This window comes from Halomonas maura (assembly GCF_030409305.1).
In the GTDB taxonomy this organism is placed as follows: domain Bacteria; phylum Pseudomonadota; class Gammaproteobacteria; order Pseudomonadales; family Halomonadaceae; genus Halomonas; species Halomonas maura.
Genome location: NZ_JAUFPQ010000019.1, coordinates 1 through 16007, shown reverse-complemented (window position 1 = coordinate 16007; position 16007 = coordinate 1). Strand labels below are relative to the sequence as shown.

Genomic DNA, 16007 nt, shown 5'->3' with positions numbered 1-16007 from the left:
GTGTCCCCTGTCAGCGTGGTTCCGGGTCATTGGGAAGAGCTATCGTCCTGGGCGGCGAGGATCAGCTCGGCCAGGGCCAGGTCCTCGGGATGGGTGATCTTGAGGTTGTCGCGGCGGGCGCTGACCAGCCGCGGCGCCATGCCCAGGGCCTCCACCGCCGAGGCCTCGTCGGTCACGGCGACCCCGCGCTCGGCGGCCGCGGCCAGGGCCCGGCGCAGCAGCCCATAGGGGAACCCCTGGGGCGTCTGGGCATGCCAGAGGCCCGTCCGGGGCTCGGTGCCCCGCACCCGGCCGGCGCCATCGTCACGTTTCATGGTATCGGCCACCGGGGCGGCCAGCAGTGCCCCCACCGCGTCCTCGACCACCGCCGCGTGGAGACGGCGCAGGTCGTCGACGGTCACGCAGGGCCGCGCCACGTCGTGCACCAGCACCGGGTCCTCGTCGGCGGCGTCCGCGGCGATGGCCCCCAGGGCATTGGCCACCGAGTCGACCCGCTCGGCGCCCCCGGTGACCCGCCGCCAGTCGGCGAAGGGCACCCAGGCCGGGTCGAAACGCTCATCCGCGGGGTCCAGGCACAGGCACAGCCGGGCCCGGGGAAAGGCCCGATGGAGGCGCTCGAGGGTGCGGGCCAGTACCGGTAACCCGGCCAGGAGCAGGTACTGCTTGGGGCGATCCGCCCCCATGCGCCGCCCCTGCCCCGCCGCGGGCACCACCAGCCAGGGCGTCTCGCTCAAGGCGCCGGCCCTCCCTGGGCAGCGCCCCCGGCATCGGGCACCCAGAAGAACTGCTCGTCGCGGCGCACCATGCCGACGTCGCTGCGGGCCCGCTCCTCGATGGCATCCAGCCCGGTCTTGAGGTCGACCACCTCGGCGGCGAGCCGCGCATTGCGCGCGCGCAGCGGGGCATTCTCGACCTCCAGGGCCGTCACCCGCTCGCGCACCTCGGCCAGCTCGCGCAGGCCGCTTTCACCGAGCCACAGGCGGTACTGCAGCAGCGCCAGCAGGGCGATGAGCACGATGGCCAACCATTTGAGCATGCGGCGGATCCGTCACCAAGTCTTCGATGGCGGCTAGTATGCCATCTTCCCCCGCCGGCCTCATCCACGAAACCGCCTGGAAGTCCTCCTCGCCTCGCGGCGAGCCCCCTGCGTCACCGCTCAGGGCGTGGCACGAAACGGCAGGGCGGCCCGGGCGGCCGCGACATAGGCCTCGACATGCTCGCGCTCCTCGGCGCAGAAGCGCGCCACCCCCGCGCGCAGGCGGGGGTCGGCGATATGGTGGAGCGAGGTCAGTCGGCACGGCGCGAAGCCCCGGGCCAGCTTGTGCTCGCCCTGGGTACCGGGATCGAAGCGGGTCAGACCGCGGGTCAGGCAGTGCTCGATGCCCTGGTAGTAGCAGGCCTCGAAGTGCAGGCCGTCGACCAGCACCTCGCTGCCCCAGTAGCGGCCGTACAGGGTCCGGCGCCCCTGCAGGCACAGCGCCGCCGCCACCGGCGCGCCCTCGAGGCGCGCCTGGACCAGCACCAGCGCCTCGGGCAGGGCGCGGCGCAGGCGGGCGAAGAAGTCCGCGTTGAGGTAGCCGTGCCGGCCGCGCTCCCGATAGGTGAGCTGGTAGCAGCGGAAGAAGTGCGCCAGGTCGGCGTCGCCGATCGCCTCGCCTTCCAGGCGATGCAGGGTCAGCCCCTGCTCGGCGACCCGGCGGCGCTCGCGGCGGATGGCCTTGCGCCGCTTCGAGGTCAGGGCGGCGAGGAAGCCGGCGAAGTCGCCGTAGCCCCGGTCCCGCCACTGGAACTGCACGCCGTGGCGCGGGATCAGCTCGGGACAGGCCGCCCGCCAGGCGGCCACCTCGTCCCGCTCGGCGAACAGCAGGTGCCAGCTCGACAGCTCGCCCGTCTCCCAGGCCTCGGCCAGCCGCCGGCGGGCCGCCAGCGGATCGACGTCCGCGGCCAGCGCCAGGCGCGGCCCCGGAGCGGGCGTGAAGGGGATCGCACTCAGCCCCTTGGGATAGTAGCGTCCGCCGGCCCGCTCCCAGGCCTCGGCCCAGGCCCAGTCGAACACGTACTCGCCGAAGGAGTGGCGCTTGTGATAGTGCGGCAACAGGCCCACCAGGGTCTCGCCTCGCCACAGGGTCAGGTGGCGGGGCACCCAGCCGGAGGCCGGGCTCACCGCGCCGCTGGCCTCCAGGGCGTGCAGGAACTCGTGGCGCAGGAAGGGGTGATCGTCGCCCACCAGGGCGTTCCAGGACGCGGCGGCCACCGCCTCGATGGCGGGCAGCTCGGTGAGGCGCAGTCGGCTCATGGAGGCTCCCGGCTGGGGCCGGCTGACAAGATGCCGGCGGAACGCCTACATTGTGCGCAGGCTCTCCTCGCCCTGCCACCCCGCCTGCCGGTCACTGGCGTCGCGTCGCCGAGGTCCAGGATAAGTAAAATAATTACAACTATGGCCGCATAGGCCTACAAAGCGCGATCATTCGGCGGTAAGTTTGTTAAACTTACTAGAAACATCCTTTCCCTTGCCGAGGTGCCCCATGGCTCAAGCTTCCACGCCACTCAACGCCACCGTCCAGCAGGTCACCCAGCGCATCCGTGAGCGCAGCGCCGAGCGCCGCGCGCTCTACGAGGAGCGCATGGCCGACCAGCACCAGCGCGGCGTGCATCGCGCCGAGCTCTCCTGCGGCAACCTGGCCCACGGCTTCGCCGCCTGCGGCAGCGAGGACAAGAATTCGCTGAAGCTGATGAACAGCGCCAACCTGGGCATCATCTCCTCCTACAACGACATGCTCTCGGCCCACCAGCCGCTGGAGACCTTCCCGGAAACCATCAAGGCCGCCGCCCGCGCCATGGGCTCCACCGCCCAGTTCGCCGGCGGCGTGCCGGCCATGTGCGACGGCGTCACCCAGGGCCAGCCGGGCATGGAGCTGTCGCTGTTCTCCCGGGACGTGATCGCCATGGCCACCGCCGTGGGGCTGTCCCACAACATGTTTGACGCCGCCCTCTACCTGGGCGTGTGCGACAAGATCGTCCCGGGGCTGTTCATCGCCGCGGCGCGCTTCGGCCACCTGCCGGCCATGTTCGTGCCCGCCGGCCCCATGCCCAGCGGCCTGCCCAACAAGGAGAAGGCGCGCATCCGCCAGCTGTTCGCCGAGGGCAAGGCGAGCCGCGAGGACCTGCTGGAGGCCGAATCCGAGTCCTACCACAGCCCCGGCACCTGCACCTTCTACGGTACCGCCAACTCCAACCAGCTGATGATGGAGATGATGGGCCTGCATCTGCCGGGCACCTCCTTCGTCAACCCGGGCACCGAGATGCGCGAGGCGCTGACCCGCTTCGCCACCGAGCAGGCGGTCCGCAACACCGAGCCGGGAGGCGACTACCGCCCCTTCTACAAGCAGATCGACGAGCGCGCCATCGTCAACGCCGTGGTGGGCCTGCTGGCCTCCGGCGGCTCCACCAACCACACCATGCACCTGGTGGCCATGGCCGCCGCGGCGGGCATCACCCTGACCTGGGAGGACTTCACCGACCTCTCCGCGGTGACCCCCAGCCTGATGCAGGTCTATCCCAACGGCCAGGCCGACATCAACCACTTCCAGGCCGCCGGCGGCATGGCCTACCTGATCCGCGAGCTGCTCGACGCCGGCCTGATCCACGGTGACATCCCCACGGTATTCGGTACCGACATGACCGCCTACACCCAGGAGCCCTTCCTCGAGGACGGCAGGCTGGTGTGGCGCGAGGGCCCGGCGGAGAGCCTCGATACCGAGGTGCTGCGCGGCGTGGCGGCCCCGTTCGCCGCCACCGGCGGGCTCACCGTGCTCGACGGCAACCTGGGCCGCGGGGTGATCAAGGTCTCGGCGGTGGCCGAGGAGCATCGCGTGGTGGAGGCCCCGGTCAAGCTCTTCGAGGACCAGAACGAGATGAAGGCCGCCTTCGAGGCCGGCGAGCTGGATCGCGACGTCATCGCCGTGGTGCGCTTCCAGGGCCCCAAGGCCAACGGCATGCCCGAACTGCACAAGCTGACCCCCTACCTCGGCGTGCTCCAGGATCGCGGCTACAAGGTGGCGCTGGTCACCGACGGGCGCATGTCCGGTGCCTCCGGCAAGGTGCCGGCGGCCATCCACATGAGCCCCGAGGCGCTGGACGGCGGCCCCCTGGCCAAGCTGCGCGACGGCGACGTGGTGCGCCTGGACGCCAACGCCGGCACCTTGGAGGCCAGGGTGGACGCTCACGCCTGGGCCGATCGCACACAGTATGTCGCCGAACTGGATCACTATCACGTCGGCCTGGGCCGCGAGCTGTTCGCCGGCTTCCGCCACCTGGCGATGCGCGGCGAGGAAGGCGCCGGGGTCTTCGGCGGCTTCGAGGCCGACGACCTGGCCCGCCAGGCCGGCCTGATCCATGACCTGGACGCCTGAGGGGCTCCGTCAAAACCCGACTATTGGAGATGGGTTTTTCCGGCGACAAGCCTTCGCGAGGGCGCTGTGACCCCTTGCCTGGGCGCTACCTTTGCCCTGTGGCGCTAAAGCATCCTGCGCCGCTTGCAGGGCCTGGGTTGGCCATCCTTGGCCAACCCGCTCGGCGGGAAGAACATTCACTGGATGTTCTTCACTTTCCGCCTCGCCCATGGCAAAGGACCCTCGCTTCGCCTTGTCCCCGGCGCCCATGGCCTTGGAGTGAGAAAATGTTCTCCAAGGCTCCCCCGGTAGGTGAGACCATCGAGAGGGGTGGCACCATGGCAGGCATGCCGGTGATGCCCCAGCGCCGATCGCCCCTGAACGAACACTCGAGACGAACCCATGACCCGACCTGCCTTGATCGGTGATATCGGTGGCACCAACGCGCGCCTCGCGCTGGTGACGCCGGGCGCCGTCGACCCCCACGACATCCAGAGCCTGCCCTGCGCCGACTACGACGGCCCGGTGGCGGCGATCCGCGACTACCTGACGCGGGTCGGCGTCGTCGGCGACGACGCCCCCCGGGAGGCCTGCCTGGCCTTCGCCTGCCCGGTCCACGGCGAGCGGGTGACGATGACCAACAACCACTGGGACTTCACCCGGACGGAGGTCCAGCGGGCCCTGGACCTGCGGCTGTTCAAGGTCATCAACGACTTCATGGCCCAGGCGCTGGGGGTGCCCCACGTCGCCGCCGACCAGCTGGTGTCCCTCCAGGTCGGCGAGGCGGCGCCCCATGCCGCCCGCCTGGTGATCGGCCCCGGCACCGGCCTCGGCGTGGCCGGGGTCTTCCCCGGCCGGCACGCCTGGATCCCGCTGCCCACCGAGGGCGGCCACGTGACCTTCGCCCCCACCGACGAACGCGAGCAGAACCTGCTGCGCCACTTCCGCAACCGCTACGGCCGGATCTCGGTGGAGCGGCTGCTGTGCGGCCAGGGCCTGCTGGATCTCTACCTCGCCCACTGCTCGCTGAAGGGCGCCCCACCCCGCTACGCCACTCCCGCCGAGGTCACCGAGGCGGCCGGCAGCGGCGACGGCGTGGCCCGTGATACCCTGCTGCGTTTCCTGAAGATCCTCGGCGACGTCAGCGGCGATGCCGCGCTCACCCTCGGCGCCCGGGGCGGGGTCTACCTGTGCGGCGGCATCCTGCCCCGCCTGCTCGACTGGTTGCCGGAGAGCCGCTTCCTCGAGGCCTTCGCCGCCAAGGGCCGCATGAGCGCCTACACCGGCCAGATCCCCGTCCAGGTGGTCACCGCCCCCTGGACGGGCCTGCTGGGCGCCGCCGAGGCCCTGCACAATGAAGAGGTCGAATAGCCGCCCATTGCGTTAAATAGCGGGCTATTCGCCTCAATGGATCGATAAATTTGACTCGACTTCTCGTGACAATCGATCAAGCCCGACAGGCTGCTAGCTCAACGGAGGAGGTACTATGATTCCCGCATCCCTGCGCGCCCTGCTGGACGCCACCGATGGCCAGCGCCGTGTCGACTGGGCCGGCCGCGAGGTCTGGCTGGCCAGGGAACCCTGGGGCGAGCTCGCCGTATCGCTCCAGGGCGCCCAGGTCCTGCACTATCTTCCGGCGCCCGAAGCCGCACCAGCTGAGGGCTCCTTACCTTTCGCCGGCGCCCCGGACGGTCCCGAAGACGCGCGCGCTGAAGGCTCTCTTCCGGCTCCGGCGGTCGGCGCCACCCAGTCCCCGGAAGGCCTGGTCCCCGGCGGCTGGCTGTGGGTCACGCCCACCCCCCAGGCCTTGCCCGGCGCCATCCGGGGCGGCATCCCGCTGTGCTGGCCGTGGTTCGCCGACGAGCGCACCGCCGACGAGTCGCCGGACCGCTCCGGCCCCATGCACGGCCCGGCGCGCAAGGCCGACTGGCGCCTCGAGGCCGTGGACGAGCACGAGGAGGGGCTGGAGCTGCACCTCTCCCCGGTCGAGCGGCTGCACTCCCAGCTGGTCCCCCGGGCGGTGATCCAGGCCAACGCCCAGCGCCTGCACGTCGAGCTGATCACCGAGCACGTCGGCGAGACGCCGGTGAAGATCACCGGCGCCCTGCACAGCTACCTGGCGGTGGCCGAGGCCCACGCCTGCCGGGTGGAGGGGCTGGCCGGCGCCCGCTACCTGGACAAGCTGGCCGACTTCGCCGAGCGTGAGCAGCAGGGCGAGCTGGGCGTGCGCGGCGGCCTGGACCGCATCTACCACAGCAATGCCGAGCTGGTCCTCGACGACGGCCGACGCCGGCTGCGTGTCGCCCGCCAGGGCAGCGACTCGGCGGTGGTCTGGCATCCCGGCGAGGCCCTGCCCGCCGACACCTCCGCCGAGGCGGGCCGCCACTTCCTGTGCATCGAGTCCGCCAACACCCGCCTCGACCCGGTGTGGCTGGTCCCCGGTGCCCAGCACCTGCTGGGCACCACCCTCTCATTGGTGGGCGACGCATGAGCGACACCCCCGCGACCTTCGACGTGCCCTTCGCCCTGGGCATGATGGCCCTGCACGAGGCGCCCGCACTTCACGCCCCCGCGGCCCTGGCCGACTGGATCGAGGCCCGCCTCGACCAGGGCCTGCACTGGTTCGACCATGCCGACATCTACGGCGACCGGGCCGGCGAGACGCTGTTCGGCGACGCCCTGCGCGCCCGGCCCGGCCTCGCCCGCCGGGTCCGGGTGGTGACCAAGGCCAGCATCGTCGTGCCCGCGCGCGACGCCTCGCCCTTCGCCGTCAAGCACTACGACAGCTCGGCGGCCTACGTGACGAGGGCCATCGACGCCGCCCTGACCCGCCTCGGGGTGGAGCACCTGGACCACTTCCTGCTCCACCGACCCGACCCGCTGATGGAGGCCGAGGCCACCGCCCGGGCCCTGGACGACGCCATCGCCGCCGGCAAGCTCGGCGCCGCCGGGGTCTCGAACTTCCTGCCCGAGACCTGGCGCCGGCTGCAGGCGGCCATGACGCATCGCCTGGTGGCCCACCAGCTGCAGCTCTCGCTGGCGCATGCCGAGCCGCTCTTCGACGGCCTCTTCGATGCCCTGGTCGGCGACGGCCAGGTGCCCATGGCCTGGTCGCCGCTGGGCGGCGGCCGGGTGCTGACCGGTCCCGCCCGCCCCCAGCTACTGGCCCAGGCCGAGCAATTCGGCGTGACCCCCGCCGGGCTGGCGCTGGCCTGGCTGCGCGCCCTGCCCGGCCGCCCCCTGCCGGTGATCGGCAGCCTCAGGCCCGAGCGCCTCGAGACGCTGTGCCGGGACGCCGAGCTCGACCTGCCGCGTGCAGCCTGGTTCGCCCTGCTCGAGGCCGCCCGCGGCCACGAGGTGGCCTGAGCCCCATGCCCCCTAAACCACCACTCGATCAGGAGACACCCATGACCCCGGTGATCGCCTTCGGCGAGGCCCTCGTCGACATGCTGTCCAGCCGCCTCGGGGAGACCCGGGACGGACCGGAGACCTTCACCCCCTATGCCGGCGGGGCGCCCGCCAACGTGGCCGTGGCCTGTGCCCGCCTGGGGGTGCCCAGCCGCTTCCTGGGCATGCTCGGCGAGGATCACTTCGGCGACTTCATCGCCGGCGAGCTCGCCGGCCATGGGGTCGACCTCTCCGGGGTCGCGCGGACCCGCGAGGCGCGCACCGCACTGGCCTTCGTCTCGCGGGATGCCCAGGGCGAGCGGACCTTCGACTTCTACCGGCCGCCCGCCGCCGACCTGCTCTACCGGCTCGAGCACCTGCCGGCGGGGATCTTCGCCGAGCCGGCCATCCTCCACCTGTGCAGCAACAGCCTCACCGAGCCGGCCATCGCCGAGACCACCCTGGCCATGGCGGAAATGGCCGCCCGGGCCGGCTGCCTGGTCAGCGTCGATGCCAACCTGCGCCACAACCTCTGGCCCGACCACCAGGTGGACATCGCCCTGGTGACCCGGCTGCTCGACGCCGCCGACCTGCTCAAGCTGTCCCGGGAGGAGCTCGACTTCCTGCGCGGCGACCACCCCGAGGCGAACTGGCTGGCCGAACGCCTGGCGGCCGGGGTCAAGCTGGCGGTGATCACCGACGGCGGCGGCACGGTGCGTGCCGAGGGGGTGAGCATGTCGCTGGCGGTCACCCCACCGGCGGTCGACGCGGTGGACACCACGGCGGGAGGGGACGCCTTCATCGGCGGCCTGCTGGCCAGCCTGGCGGAGGCCGGGCTCCAGGAGGACTGGCACCGCGACACCGAGCGCCTCGAGGCGGCCCTGGCCTTCGCCTGCCGCTGCGGCGCCCACGCCGTCACCCGCCCGGGCAGCTACGTCGCCCTGCCGACCCGGACCGACCTGACCGCCTGAACGAGGGCGCTCAGGCCGAGCGCCACCTCATCAGCCGCGGGATGATCTCGCGCCCCGCGTGATACTCGCCTCGCGAGGCCGCCAGGGCACAGCTCAGGGTCGCCGCCGCGATGCGCAGGTGATCCTGCACCGCCGAGTTGACCGGCAGCGGCAGGAAGTCGAGCAGCCGGCTGTCGCCGAAGGTGGCCAGGCGCAACCCGGGCGGCAGCCCCCCGGCCTCCAGCAGGGTGTCCAGCACCCCGTCCAGCAGCGAGTAGGAGGCCGTGACCAGGGCGTCCGGCGCACCGTGCTCGTCGAGCAGCGTGCGCATCAACCGTGCGCCCTCGGCACGGTCGTAGCGCTCCCCGCCGAGCATGATCGCCTCCCGCTCGCGGCCGTCGAGGGCCTGCTGGAAGCCGGCGCGGCGCTCCTGGCTGATCGACAGCCTGGGCACCGCATCCAGCCAGGCGATGCGCGACACCGAGGCGTCCAGTACCGAGCGGGTCAACTGGCCGGCGGCCTCGGCATCGTTGCTGACCACGCTGGCGAAGCGCCGCGGGTCGAAGCCCCGGTCGACGGCCACCACCGGCAGCCCCTCGGCCTGCAGTTCGGCGTAGAAGGGATCCTCCATCGACAGGCAACTGGCGGTGATCAGCACCTCGCAGCGCTGGGCCCGCAGCGCCAGGGCCAGGTCGCGCTCGGCCTCGGGACGATCGTCGGAGCCCGCGATCAACAGCTGGTAGCCCTGCTCCCGGGCGCCGCGCTCCATGAGCTTGGCCAGCCGCGCATAGGTGGCGTTCTCCAGGTCGGGAATGATCAGGCCCAGGGTGCGGCTGGAGCCACGCCGCAGCGCCGCCGCCTGGGGATCGACCCGGTAGCGGTGCTGGCGCACCACCGCCATGACCCTGTCGACCGTTTCCCGGCTGATGCGCCGTTCCCCGGCCTTGCCGTTGATGACATAACTGGCGGTGGTCCGCGAGACGCCGGCCAGACGAGCGATTTCGGCGAGTGTCATGGTCTACCCCTTGCGATGATGGGGGGATTCTACGCCGGACCGCCGCCCGCCTGCCCCCTGCCAAAGTCGTAGACGATCGACCTTGCCAAGCAAGATGAATCGATCCAGCATTCAGTTAAGCACAGGTGACACGATTCACCAAAGGACGATCGACTAGAGTGAAACGCGACTGCCACGCCCCTCGGGCCCAGGATTGCCCCGGCGTCGCACCCTCGACGAACCGGAGACGCCCATGTTGACGCTCAGCCAGGACGACGTCCTGCTCGGCTGCCAGGCAGAGAACTGGCGCGCCGCGCTGGACCAGGCCGCCGAATCACTGCACGCGGCGGGGCTGGTGGCCCCCGCCTATCGGGATGGCCTGTATGACCGCGAGGCCCAGTCCTCGACCTTCCTCGGCAACGCCATCGCCATCCCCCACGGCACCGCGGAGAGCCGCAGCCATGTCCGCGCCACCGGCGTCCGGGTGCTGCAGTTCCCCGCCGGGCTCGAGTGGCACGACGGCAACCGGGTCCACGTGCTGGTGACGATCGCCGCCCAGAGCGACGAGCACCTGGATATCCTGCGCCAGTTGACCCACGTGCTCGACAAGGCGGGCATGGCCGAGCGCCTGGCCGAGGCCGACACCCCGGCCGAGGTCGCCGGCCTGCTGTCCAAGGCGGTGGTCGAGGCGCGCCTCGACGCCGAGACCCTCTGCCTGGGCTTCCCCGCCCGCGACCACCAGGAACTGGCCCTGGCCGGGGCCGCCCGGCTGCGCCAGGCCGGCTGCGTGACCAGCGAGTTCGTGGCCGCCCTGGCCCAGACCTCGCCGCGCCCCCTCGGCCAGGGCCTGTGGCTGGCGGCCAGCGACCGCGGCGTCGAGGTGCCGGCGCTGTCGCTGGCCACCCCGGCCACGGCCCTGGCAACGGACGCGGGCGAGGTCGCCGGGGTGTTCTGCCTGGCCGCCCAGGGCGAGGCCCATCGCGGCCTGCTGGAGCGGATCCTCGCCCTGCTCGACAGCGAGGCGGGCGGCGATGTGCGCGAGGCCGATGCCGCCACCCTGCTGGCCCGCCTCGCCGGCGAGTCCGCCAGTGCCAGCAGCCGCCTCGCCCGGGTCCTCAACGCCCACGGCCTGCATGCCCGCCCGGCCAAGCAGCTGGTCCAGGAGGCCCGCGCCCAGGGCATCGCGATCCGCGTGCGCCTGGCCGAGGGCGGTGGCGAGGCCGTCTCCGCGACCAGCCTGACCAAGGTCATCAACCTCGGCGCCCGGCGCGGCCAGCAGCTGGCCTTCTCCGCCGAGGGCGAGGGGGCCGACGCCGCCCTGGAGGCGCTCTGTCGGGCCGTGGAAGGCGGCCTCGGCGAGCAGGTCATGCCCTTCGACGCGAGCCGCGAGGCCGTCACGCCGGACGAGGACGCGCCGGCGCCGGAGCCGCTGCCGGCCGACCAGGCCCATGCCGCGGTGGCGGCCTCGCCGGGCCTGGCCATCGCCCCGGCCTTCGTGCTGACCACGCCGCACTTCGACTACCCGGCCCGCGCCGCCGATCCCGCCGCCGAGAACCGCCGCCTCGACGCGGCGATCCGCGAGGGCCAGGAGCAGCTCGAGGCGCTGGTCCAGCAGGCCCGCGGCGGCGAGGTGGCCCAGATCCTCTCCATGCACGAGGAGATGCTCGGCGACCCGGAACTGCACCAGGCCGCCCGGGAGGGCATCGCCGAGGGCGCCTCCGCCGAGGCCGCCTGGTGGGAGGGCATCGACACCGCGGCCCGCGCCCAGGAGAGGCTCGCCGACCGCCTGCTCGCCGAGCGTGCCGCCGACCTGCGCGATGTCGGCCGGCGGGTGCTGGGCATCCTCTGCCGGGTCGCGTTGCCCGAGCCGCCGGACCATCCCTATATCCTGGTGACCGATGACATCGGCCCCTCCGACGTGGCCCGCCTCGATACCAGCCGGGTGCGCGGCCTGCTCACCGCCCGCGGCGGGGCCACCGCCCATAGCGCCATCCTCGCCCGGGCGCTGGGCATCCCCGCCGTGGTGGGAGCCGGCCCCCGGGTGCTGACCCTGGACAACGGCACCGAGCTGATCCTCGACGGCGAGCGCGGTCGCGTCACCCCCGCCCCCGGCGACGAGCGCCGCCGCGCCGCCGAGCAGCGCCTGGCCGACCGGCGGCGCCGCGAGGCCGAGGCCTGGGAGGCCCGCTTCGCCGAGGCGCGCACCCGCTGCGGGCACCGGGTCGAGGTGGCCGCCAACCTGGGCAACACCGCCCATGCCGCCGATGCCGTGGAACGCGGCGCCGAGGGCATCGGCCTGCTGCGCACCGAGTTCCTGTTCATGGCCCATGCCCAGGTCCCGGACCTGGAGACCCAGATCGCCGAGTACCGCGAGGCCCTCGACGCCCTGGACGGCCGCCCGCTGGTGGCCCGCACCCTCGATGTGGGGGGCGACAAGCCGCTGCCCTACTGGCCGGTCCCCCAGGAGGACAACCCCTTCCTCGGCCTGCGCGGCATCCGCCTGGCGCTGACCCGCCCCGAGGTGCTGGAGACCCAGCTGAAGGCGCTGCTGATGGCCGCCGTCGGCCAGCCGCTGCGCATCATGCTGCCGATGGTCAAGGACGTCGCCGAGTTCCGCACCGTGCGCGCCATGGTCGACCGCCTGCTGGAGGAGATTCCCGAGGGCGAGCGCACCACCGACCTGCAGCTGGGGGTGATGATCGAGGTGCCCTCCTGCGCCCTGCTGGCCCCCAGCCTGGCCGCCGAGGTCGACTTCTTCTCGGTGGGCACCAACGACCTGACCCAGTACACCCTGGCCATCGACCGCGACCACCCCGTGCTCTCCGCCCAGGCCGACGGCCTGCATCCGGCGGTGCTGCGGCTGATCGAGATGACCGTGGCCGCCGCCCATGCCCGGGGCAAGTGGGTCGGGGTGTGCGGCGAGCTGGCCAGTGACGCCACCGCCGTGCCGGTGCTGGTCGGCCTCGGCGTCGACGAGCTGTCGGTCAGCGCCCGCCAGGTGCCGCTGGTCAAGGCCCGCCTGCGCGAGTTCGACCTCGACGAGGCCCGGGCCCAGGCCGAACTCGCCCTGGCCCAGGCCACCAGCGAGGCGGCCCGCGACGCCCTGGAGGCGCGCTGATGGCCCGCCTGCTGACCCTAACCCTGAACCCGGCCCTGGACCTCTCGGTGGCGCTGGCGCGGCTGGTGCCCGGCGAGGTCAACCGCACCCGGGAGACCCACCTGACCGCCGCCGGCAAGGGGGTCAACGTGGCCCGGGTGCTGGTCGCGCTCGGCCACGAGGTGTGCGTCTCGGGCTTCCTCGGCGCCGACAACGACGGCCCCTTCCTGCGCGCCTTCGAGGCGCTGGGCGTGGAGGACGCCTTCCTGCGGGTACCCGGGGAGACCCGCATCAACGCCAAGCTCGCCGAGGCCGACGGCCGGGTCACCGACATCAACGGTCCCGGGGTCGCCATCGACGCCGAGGCCTGGCAACGCCTGCTCGGCTGGCTCGAGGCCCTGGCCGCCGATCCCCGGCGCCGCCCCGCGGCCGTGGTGGTGGCCGGCAGCCTGCCGCCGGGGGTCAGCCCCACGGACCTGGCCGAGCTGGTCAGCCGGCTGCGCGCCGCCGACCTGCCGGTGTGGGTCGACACCAGCGGCGAGGCCCTCGCGGCCGCCATCGCCGCCGGCCCCACCGCGGTCAAGCCCAACGAGCACGAGCTGGCGGCCTGGGCCGGCCGCGACCTGACCAGCGAGGCGGCACGCCTCGAGGCCGCCCGTCGGCTGCACGCCGCCGGGATCGAGGAGGCGCTGATCTCCGCCGGCCCGGACGGGGTGCTGTGGATCAGCCGCCGCGGCGCCTGGCAGGCCCTGCCCCCGCGCCTGGCGGTGGCCAGCACGGTGGGCGCCGGCGACACCCTGGTGGCCGCCATGCTGCACGGCGTGCTCGAGGGCCAGGCCCCCGAGCCGGTGCTGCGGCTGGCCACCGCGCTGTCCGCCGAGTCCGTCCGTCATGTCGGCGTGGGCGACGCCCGCGCCACGGATTTCCCGCAACTCCAACAACAGACCCGCGTCCGCCGCCTCGACGGCCTCGACGCAGGGGGAGAGCTCGCATGAACGCCATCATCATCACCGCCTGCCCCAGCGGCATGGCCACCACCTTCCTCGCCGCCCGGCGCCTCGAGCAGGCCGCCGGCCGCCTCGGCTGGCAGACCCACGTGGAAATGCACGGCGAGCTCGAGCCCGTCCAGCCGGCCGATGCCGAGGCCATCGCCGCCGCCGACCTGGTGGTGGTCGCCGCCGACCAGGTGCCCGCGCCACAGCGCTTCGCGGGCAAGCGGCTCTACCGGGCGCCCATCGACCAGGCCCTGCCCGACCCCCGGGCCTTCCTCGAACGCGCCGAGCGCGAGGCCCGGCCCTACGAGCCCCAGGCCGAGGCGCCGGCCGCCGCCCCGGCCAGCGCCAGCGCCGGCGACGGCCGCCGCATCGTCGCCGTCACCGCCTGCCCGACCGGAGTGGCGCACACCTTTATGGCCGCCGAGGCGCTGGCCGAGGCCGGCAGGGCCCTGGGTCATGCGATCCGCGTGGAGACCCAGGGCTCGGTGGGCGCCCAGGACCAGCTCGGCGACGACGAGATCCGCGCTGCCGACGTGGTGATCCTGGCCTGCGACATCGAGGTCGACCCCACTCGCTTCGCCGGCAAGCGGGTCTACCGCACCTCCACCGGCAACGCGCTCAAGAAGCCGCGCCCGACCATCGAGGCGGCACTGGCCGAGGCCGAGGTGGAGGATGCCGCCGGCGCCGGGAGCGCAGCGGGCGAGCGCAAGAAGAGCGTCAAGGAGAAGGGCGTCTACAAGCACCTGCTGACCGGGGTGTCCTTCATGCTGCCCATGGTGGTCGCCGGGGGCCTGCTGATCGCGCTGTCCTTCGTGTTCGGCATCGAGGCCTTCAAGGAGGAGGGGACGCTGGCCGCGGCGCTGATGGAGATCGGCGGCGGCACCGCCTTCGCCCTGATGATCCCGGTGCTGGCCGGCTACATCGCCTACTCCATCGCCGACCGGCCGGGCATCGCCCCGGGGATGATCGGCGGCATGCTGGCCTCGAACATCGGCGCCGGCTTCATCGGCGGGATCCTCGCCGGCTTCCTGGCCGGCTACGCCGCCAAGGCGGTGACCCGCTACGTCAAGCTGCCGGCCAGCGTCGAGTCCCTCAAGCCAATCCTGATCATCCCGCTGCTGGCCAGCCTGGTCACCGGCCTCACGATGATCTACATCGTCGGCGAGCCGGTCGCCGCCCTGCTCTCCGCCCTGACCACCTTCCTCGAGAACATGGGCTCCGCCAATGCGGTGCTGCTGGGCATCCTGCTCGGCGCCATGATGTGCTTCGACCTCGGCGGGCCGGTCAACAAGGCGGCCTACACCTTCGGCGTCGGCCTGCTGGCCTCGGAGACCTATGCCCCCATGGCGGCAATCATGGCCGCCGGCATGGTGCCGGCCATCGGCATGGGCATCGCCAGCCTGGTCGCCAAGGCGAAGTTCTCCGAGCCCGAGCGTGAGGCCGGCAAGGCCTCCCTGGTGCTCGGCTGCTGCTTCATCACCGAGGGGGCCATTCCCTTCGCCGCCAAGGACCCGCTGCGGGTGATCCCGGCCAGCATGGTCGGCGGTGCCGTGACCGGGGCCCTGTCCATGCTGGTCGGCGCCAAGCTGATGGCCCCCCACGGCGGCATCTTCGTGCTGCTGATCCCCAACGCCATCACCCCCGTGGTGTGGTACCTGGCGGCCATCGTCGCCGGCGCCCTGATCACCGGCCTGGGCTATGCCGCGCTCAAGCGCGGCGACCAGCCGGTCGCGGTCGAGGCCAGCGCCTGAGCCACCCGCTCCCGGAGGAGAATCCCATGTTCCAGCTCACCCGCAGCATCACCTGGCAGGCGCTGACGCGCCTGCAGGCCGACACCGCCGGCGACCGCATCCACGACTACTTCGCCGCCGACCCGACGCGCTTCGACAGGATGAGCCTGCGCGTCGGCGGGCTCTTCCTCGACTACTCCAAGCACCTGATCTCCGACGCCGTGCTCGACAAGCTCCTCGAGCTCGCCGACCACTCGGCCCTGGTGCAGCGCCGTGCCCAGATGTTCTCCGGCGACATCATCAACGTCACCGAGAACCGCCCGGTGCTGCACACCGCCCTGCGCAACCTCGGCGAGGGCCCGCTGATGGTCGACGGCCAGGACGCGATGCCCGAGATCCAGCGCACCCGCGAGCAGATCCAGCGCTTCTCCGAGGCGGTGCGCAGCGGCGAATGGAAGGGCCA

General features: G+C 72.7%; 13 protein-coding genes. 9 read left to right on the top strand and 4 right to left on the bottom strand.

Going from position 1 to position 16007, the window contains the following annotated elements; genetic code table 11:
• Positions 1-26: 26 nt before the first annotated feature.
• The 3 genes from ispD to QWY76_RS13600 all read right to left on the bottom strand — a co-directional run bounded on the left by ispD (position 27) and on the right by QWY76_RS13600 (position 2296).
• Positions 27-734, bottom strand: coding sequence for a 2-C-methyl-D-erythritol 4-phosphate cytidylyltransferase (gene ispD, locus QWY76_RS13610; protein WP_290311826.1), 708 nt, complete (start codon positions 732-734; stop codon positions 27-29).
• Positions 731-1036: a cell division protein FtsB gene (gene ftsB, locus QWY76_RS13605; protein WP_290311825.1), complete on the bottom strand. Its 306-nt coding sequence runs from the start codon at positions 1034-1036 to the stop codon at positions 731-733. The genes ispD and ftsB overlap by 4 nt, the downstream gene beginning before the upstream one ends.
• Positions 1037-1156: 120 nt before the next feature.
• Complete coding sequence (locus tag QWY76_RS13600) at positions 1157-2296, bottom strand: GNAT family N-acetyltransferase (RefSeq protein WP_290311824.1); 1140 nt, start codon at positions 2294-2296, stop codon at positions 1157-1159.
• Between the two features lie 229 nt (positions 2297-2525).
• On the opposite strand from QWY76_RS13600, the gene edd reads away from it, so the two are divergent.
• The 5 genes from edd (at position 2526) to QWY76_RS13575 (ending at position 8749) form a co-directional block, all read left to right on the top strand.
• A complete protein-coding gene (gene edd / locus QWY76_RS13595; protein ID WP_290311823.1) occupies positions 2526-4412 on the top strand; it encodes a phosphogluconate dehydratase in 1887 nt (628 codons plus the stop codon).
• Between the two features lie 381 nt (positions 4413-4793).
• Entirely contained in the window at positions 4794-5762 is a 969-nt protein-coding gene (glk, locus tag QWY76_RS13590) for a glucokinase (protein ID WP_290311821.1), read from the top strand.
• A gap of 115 nt (positions 5763-5877) precedes the next feature.
• Positions 5878-6882 (top strand): aldose epimerase family protein, encoded by a 1005-nt coding sequence (locus QWY76_RS13585; protein WP_290311820.1) that lies wholly within the window; start codon positions 5878-5880, stop codon positions 6880-6882.
• Positions 6879-7757, top strand: coding sequence for an aldo/keto reductase (locus tag QWY76_RS13580; RefSeq protein WP_290311819.1), 879 nt, complete (start codon positions 6879-6881; stop codon positions 7755-7757). Before QWY76_RS13585 ends, QWY76_RS13580 begins: the two co-directional genes overlap by 4 nt.
• A 41-nt stretch (positions 7758-7798) precedes the next feature.
• Positions 7799-8749: a carbohydrate kinase family protein gene (locus QWY76_RS13575; protein WP_290311818.1), complete on the top strand. Its 951-nt coding sequence runs from the start codon at positions 7799-7801 to the stop codon at positions 8747-8749.
• Positions 8750-8759: 10 nt separating this feature from the next.
• Here QWY76_RS13575 and cra read toward each other — a convergent pair whose 3' ends face one another.
• Positions 8760-9743 carry a catabolite repressor/activator gene (gene cra, locus QWY76_RS13570; protein ID WP_290311817.1) on the bottom strand — a complete coding sequence of 328 codons (984 nt, stop codon included), beginning with the start codon at positions 9741-9743 and terminating at the stop codon, positions 8760-8762.
• Between the two features lie 232 nt (positions 9744-9975).
• Between cra and ptsP the strand changes: the two genes are divergently transcribed.
• The 4 genes from ptsP to QWY76_RS13550 all read left to right on the top strand — a co-directional run.
• On the top strand, positions 9976-12840 hold the full coding sequence (gene ptsP, locus QWY76_RS13565) for a phosphoenolpyruvate--protein phosphotransferase (RefSeq protein WP_290311816.1): 2865 nt from the start codon (positions 9976-9978) through the stop codon (positions 12838-12840).
• Entirely contained in the window at positions 12840-13814 is a 975-nt protein-coding gene (gene pfkB, locus QWY76_RS13560; protein WP_290311815.1) for a 1-phosphofructokinase, read from the top strand. The genes ptsP and pfkB overlap by 1 nt, the downstream gene beginning before the upstream one ends.
• Positions 13811-15565, top strand: coding sequence for a PTS fructose-like transporter subunit IIB (locus tag QWY76_RS13555; protein WP_290311814.1), 1755 nt, complete (start codon positions 13811-13813; stop codon positions 15563-15565). The genes pfkB and QWY76_RS13555 overlap by 4 nt, the downstream gene beginning before the upstream one ends.
• 26 nt (positions 15566-15591) lie before the next feature.
• A partial coding sequence (locus tag QWY76_RS13550) for a phosphoglucose isomerase-related protein (RefSeq protein ID WP_494337410.1) occupies positions 15592-16007 on the top strand: 416 nt, incomplete at its 3' end.

Bases quoted from the DNA above. Each gene is read 5' to 3' on its own strand.
- edd (WP_290311823.1), top strand. From the start codon at position 2,526: ATGGCTCAAGCTTCCACGCCACTCAACGCCACCGTCCAGCAGGTCACC.
- ptsP (WP_290311816.1), top strand. From the start codon at position 9,976: ATGTTGACGCTCAGCCAGGACGACGTCCTGCTCGGCTGCCAGGCAGAG.
- QWY76_RS13555 (WP_290311814.1), top strand. From the start codon at position 13,811: ATGAACGCCATCATCATCACCGCCTGCCCCAGCGGCATGGCCACCACC.
- QWY76_RS13580 (WP_290311819.1), top strand. From the start codon at position 6,879: ATGAGCGACACCCCCGCGACCTTCGACGTGCCCTTCGCCCTGGGCATG.
- QWY76_RS13575 (WP_290311818.1), top strand. From the start codon at position 7,799: ATGACCCCGGTGATCGCCTTCGGCGAGGCCCTCGTCGACATGCTGTCC.
- glk (WP_290311821.1), top strand. From the start codon at position 4,794: ATGACCCGACCTGCCTTGATCGGTGATATCGGTGGCACCAACGCGCGC.
- QWY76_RS13585 (WP_290311820.1), top strand. From the start codon at position 5,878: ATGATTCCCGCATCCCTGCGCGCCCTGCTGGACGCCACCGATGGCCAG.
- ftsB (WP_290311825.1), bottom strand. From the start codon at position 1,036: ATGCTCAAATGGTTGGCCATCGTGCTCATCGCCCTGCTGGCGCTGCTG.
- pfkB (WP_290311815.1), top strand. From the start codon at position 12,840: ATGGCCCGCCTGCTGACCCTAACCCTGAACCCGGCCCTGGACCTCTCG.
- cra (WP_290311817.1), bottom strand. From the start codon at position 9,743: ATGACACTCGCCGAAATCGCTCGTCTGGCCGGCGTCTCGCGGACCACC.
- QWY76_RS13600 (WP_290311824.1), bottom strand. From the start codon at position 2,296: ATGAGCCGACTGCGCCTCACCGAGCTGCCCGCCATCGAGGCGGTGGCC.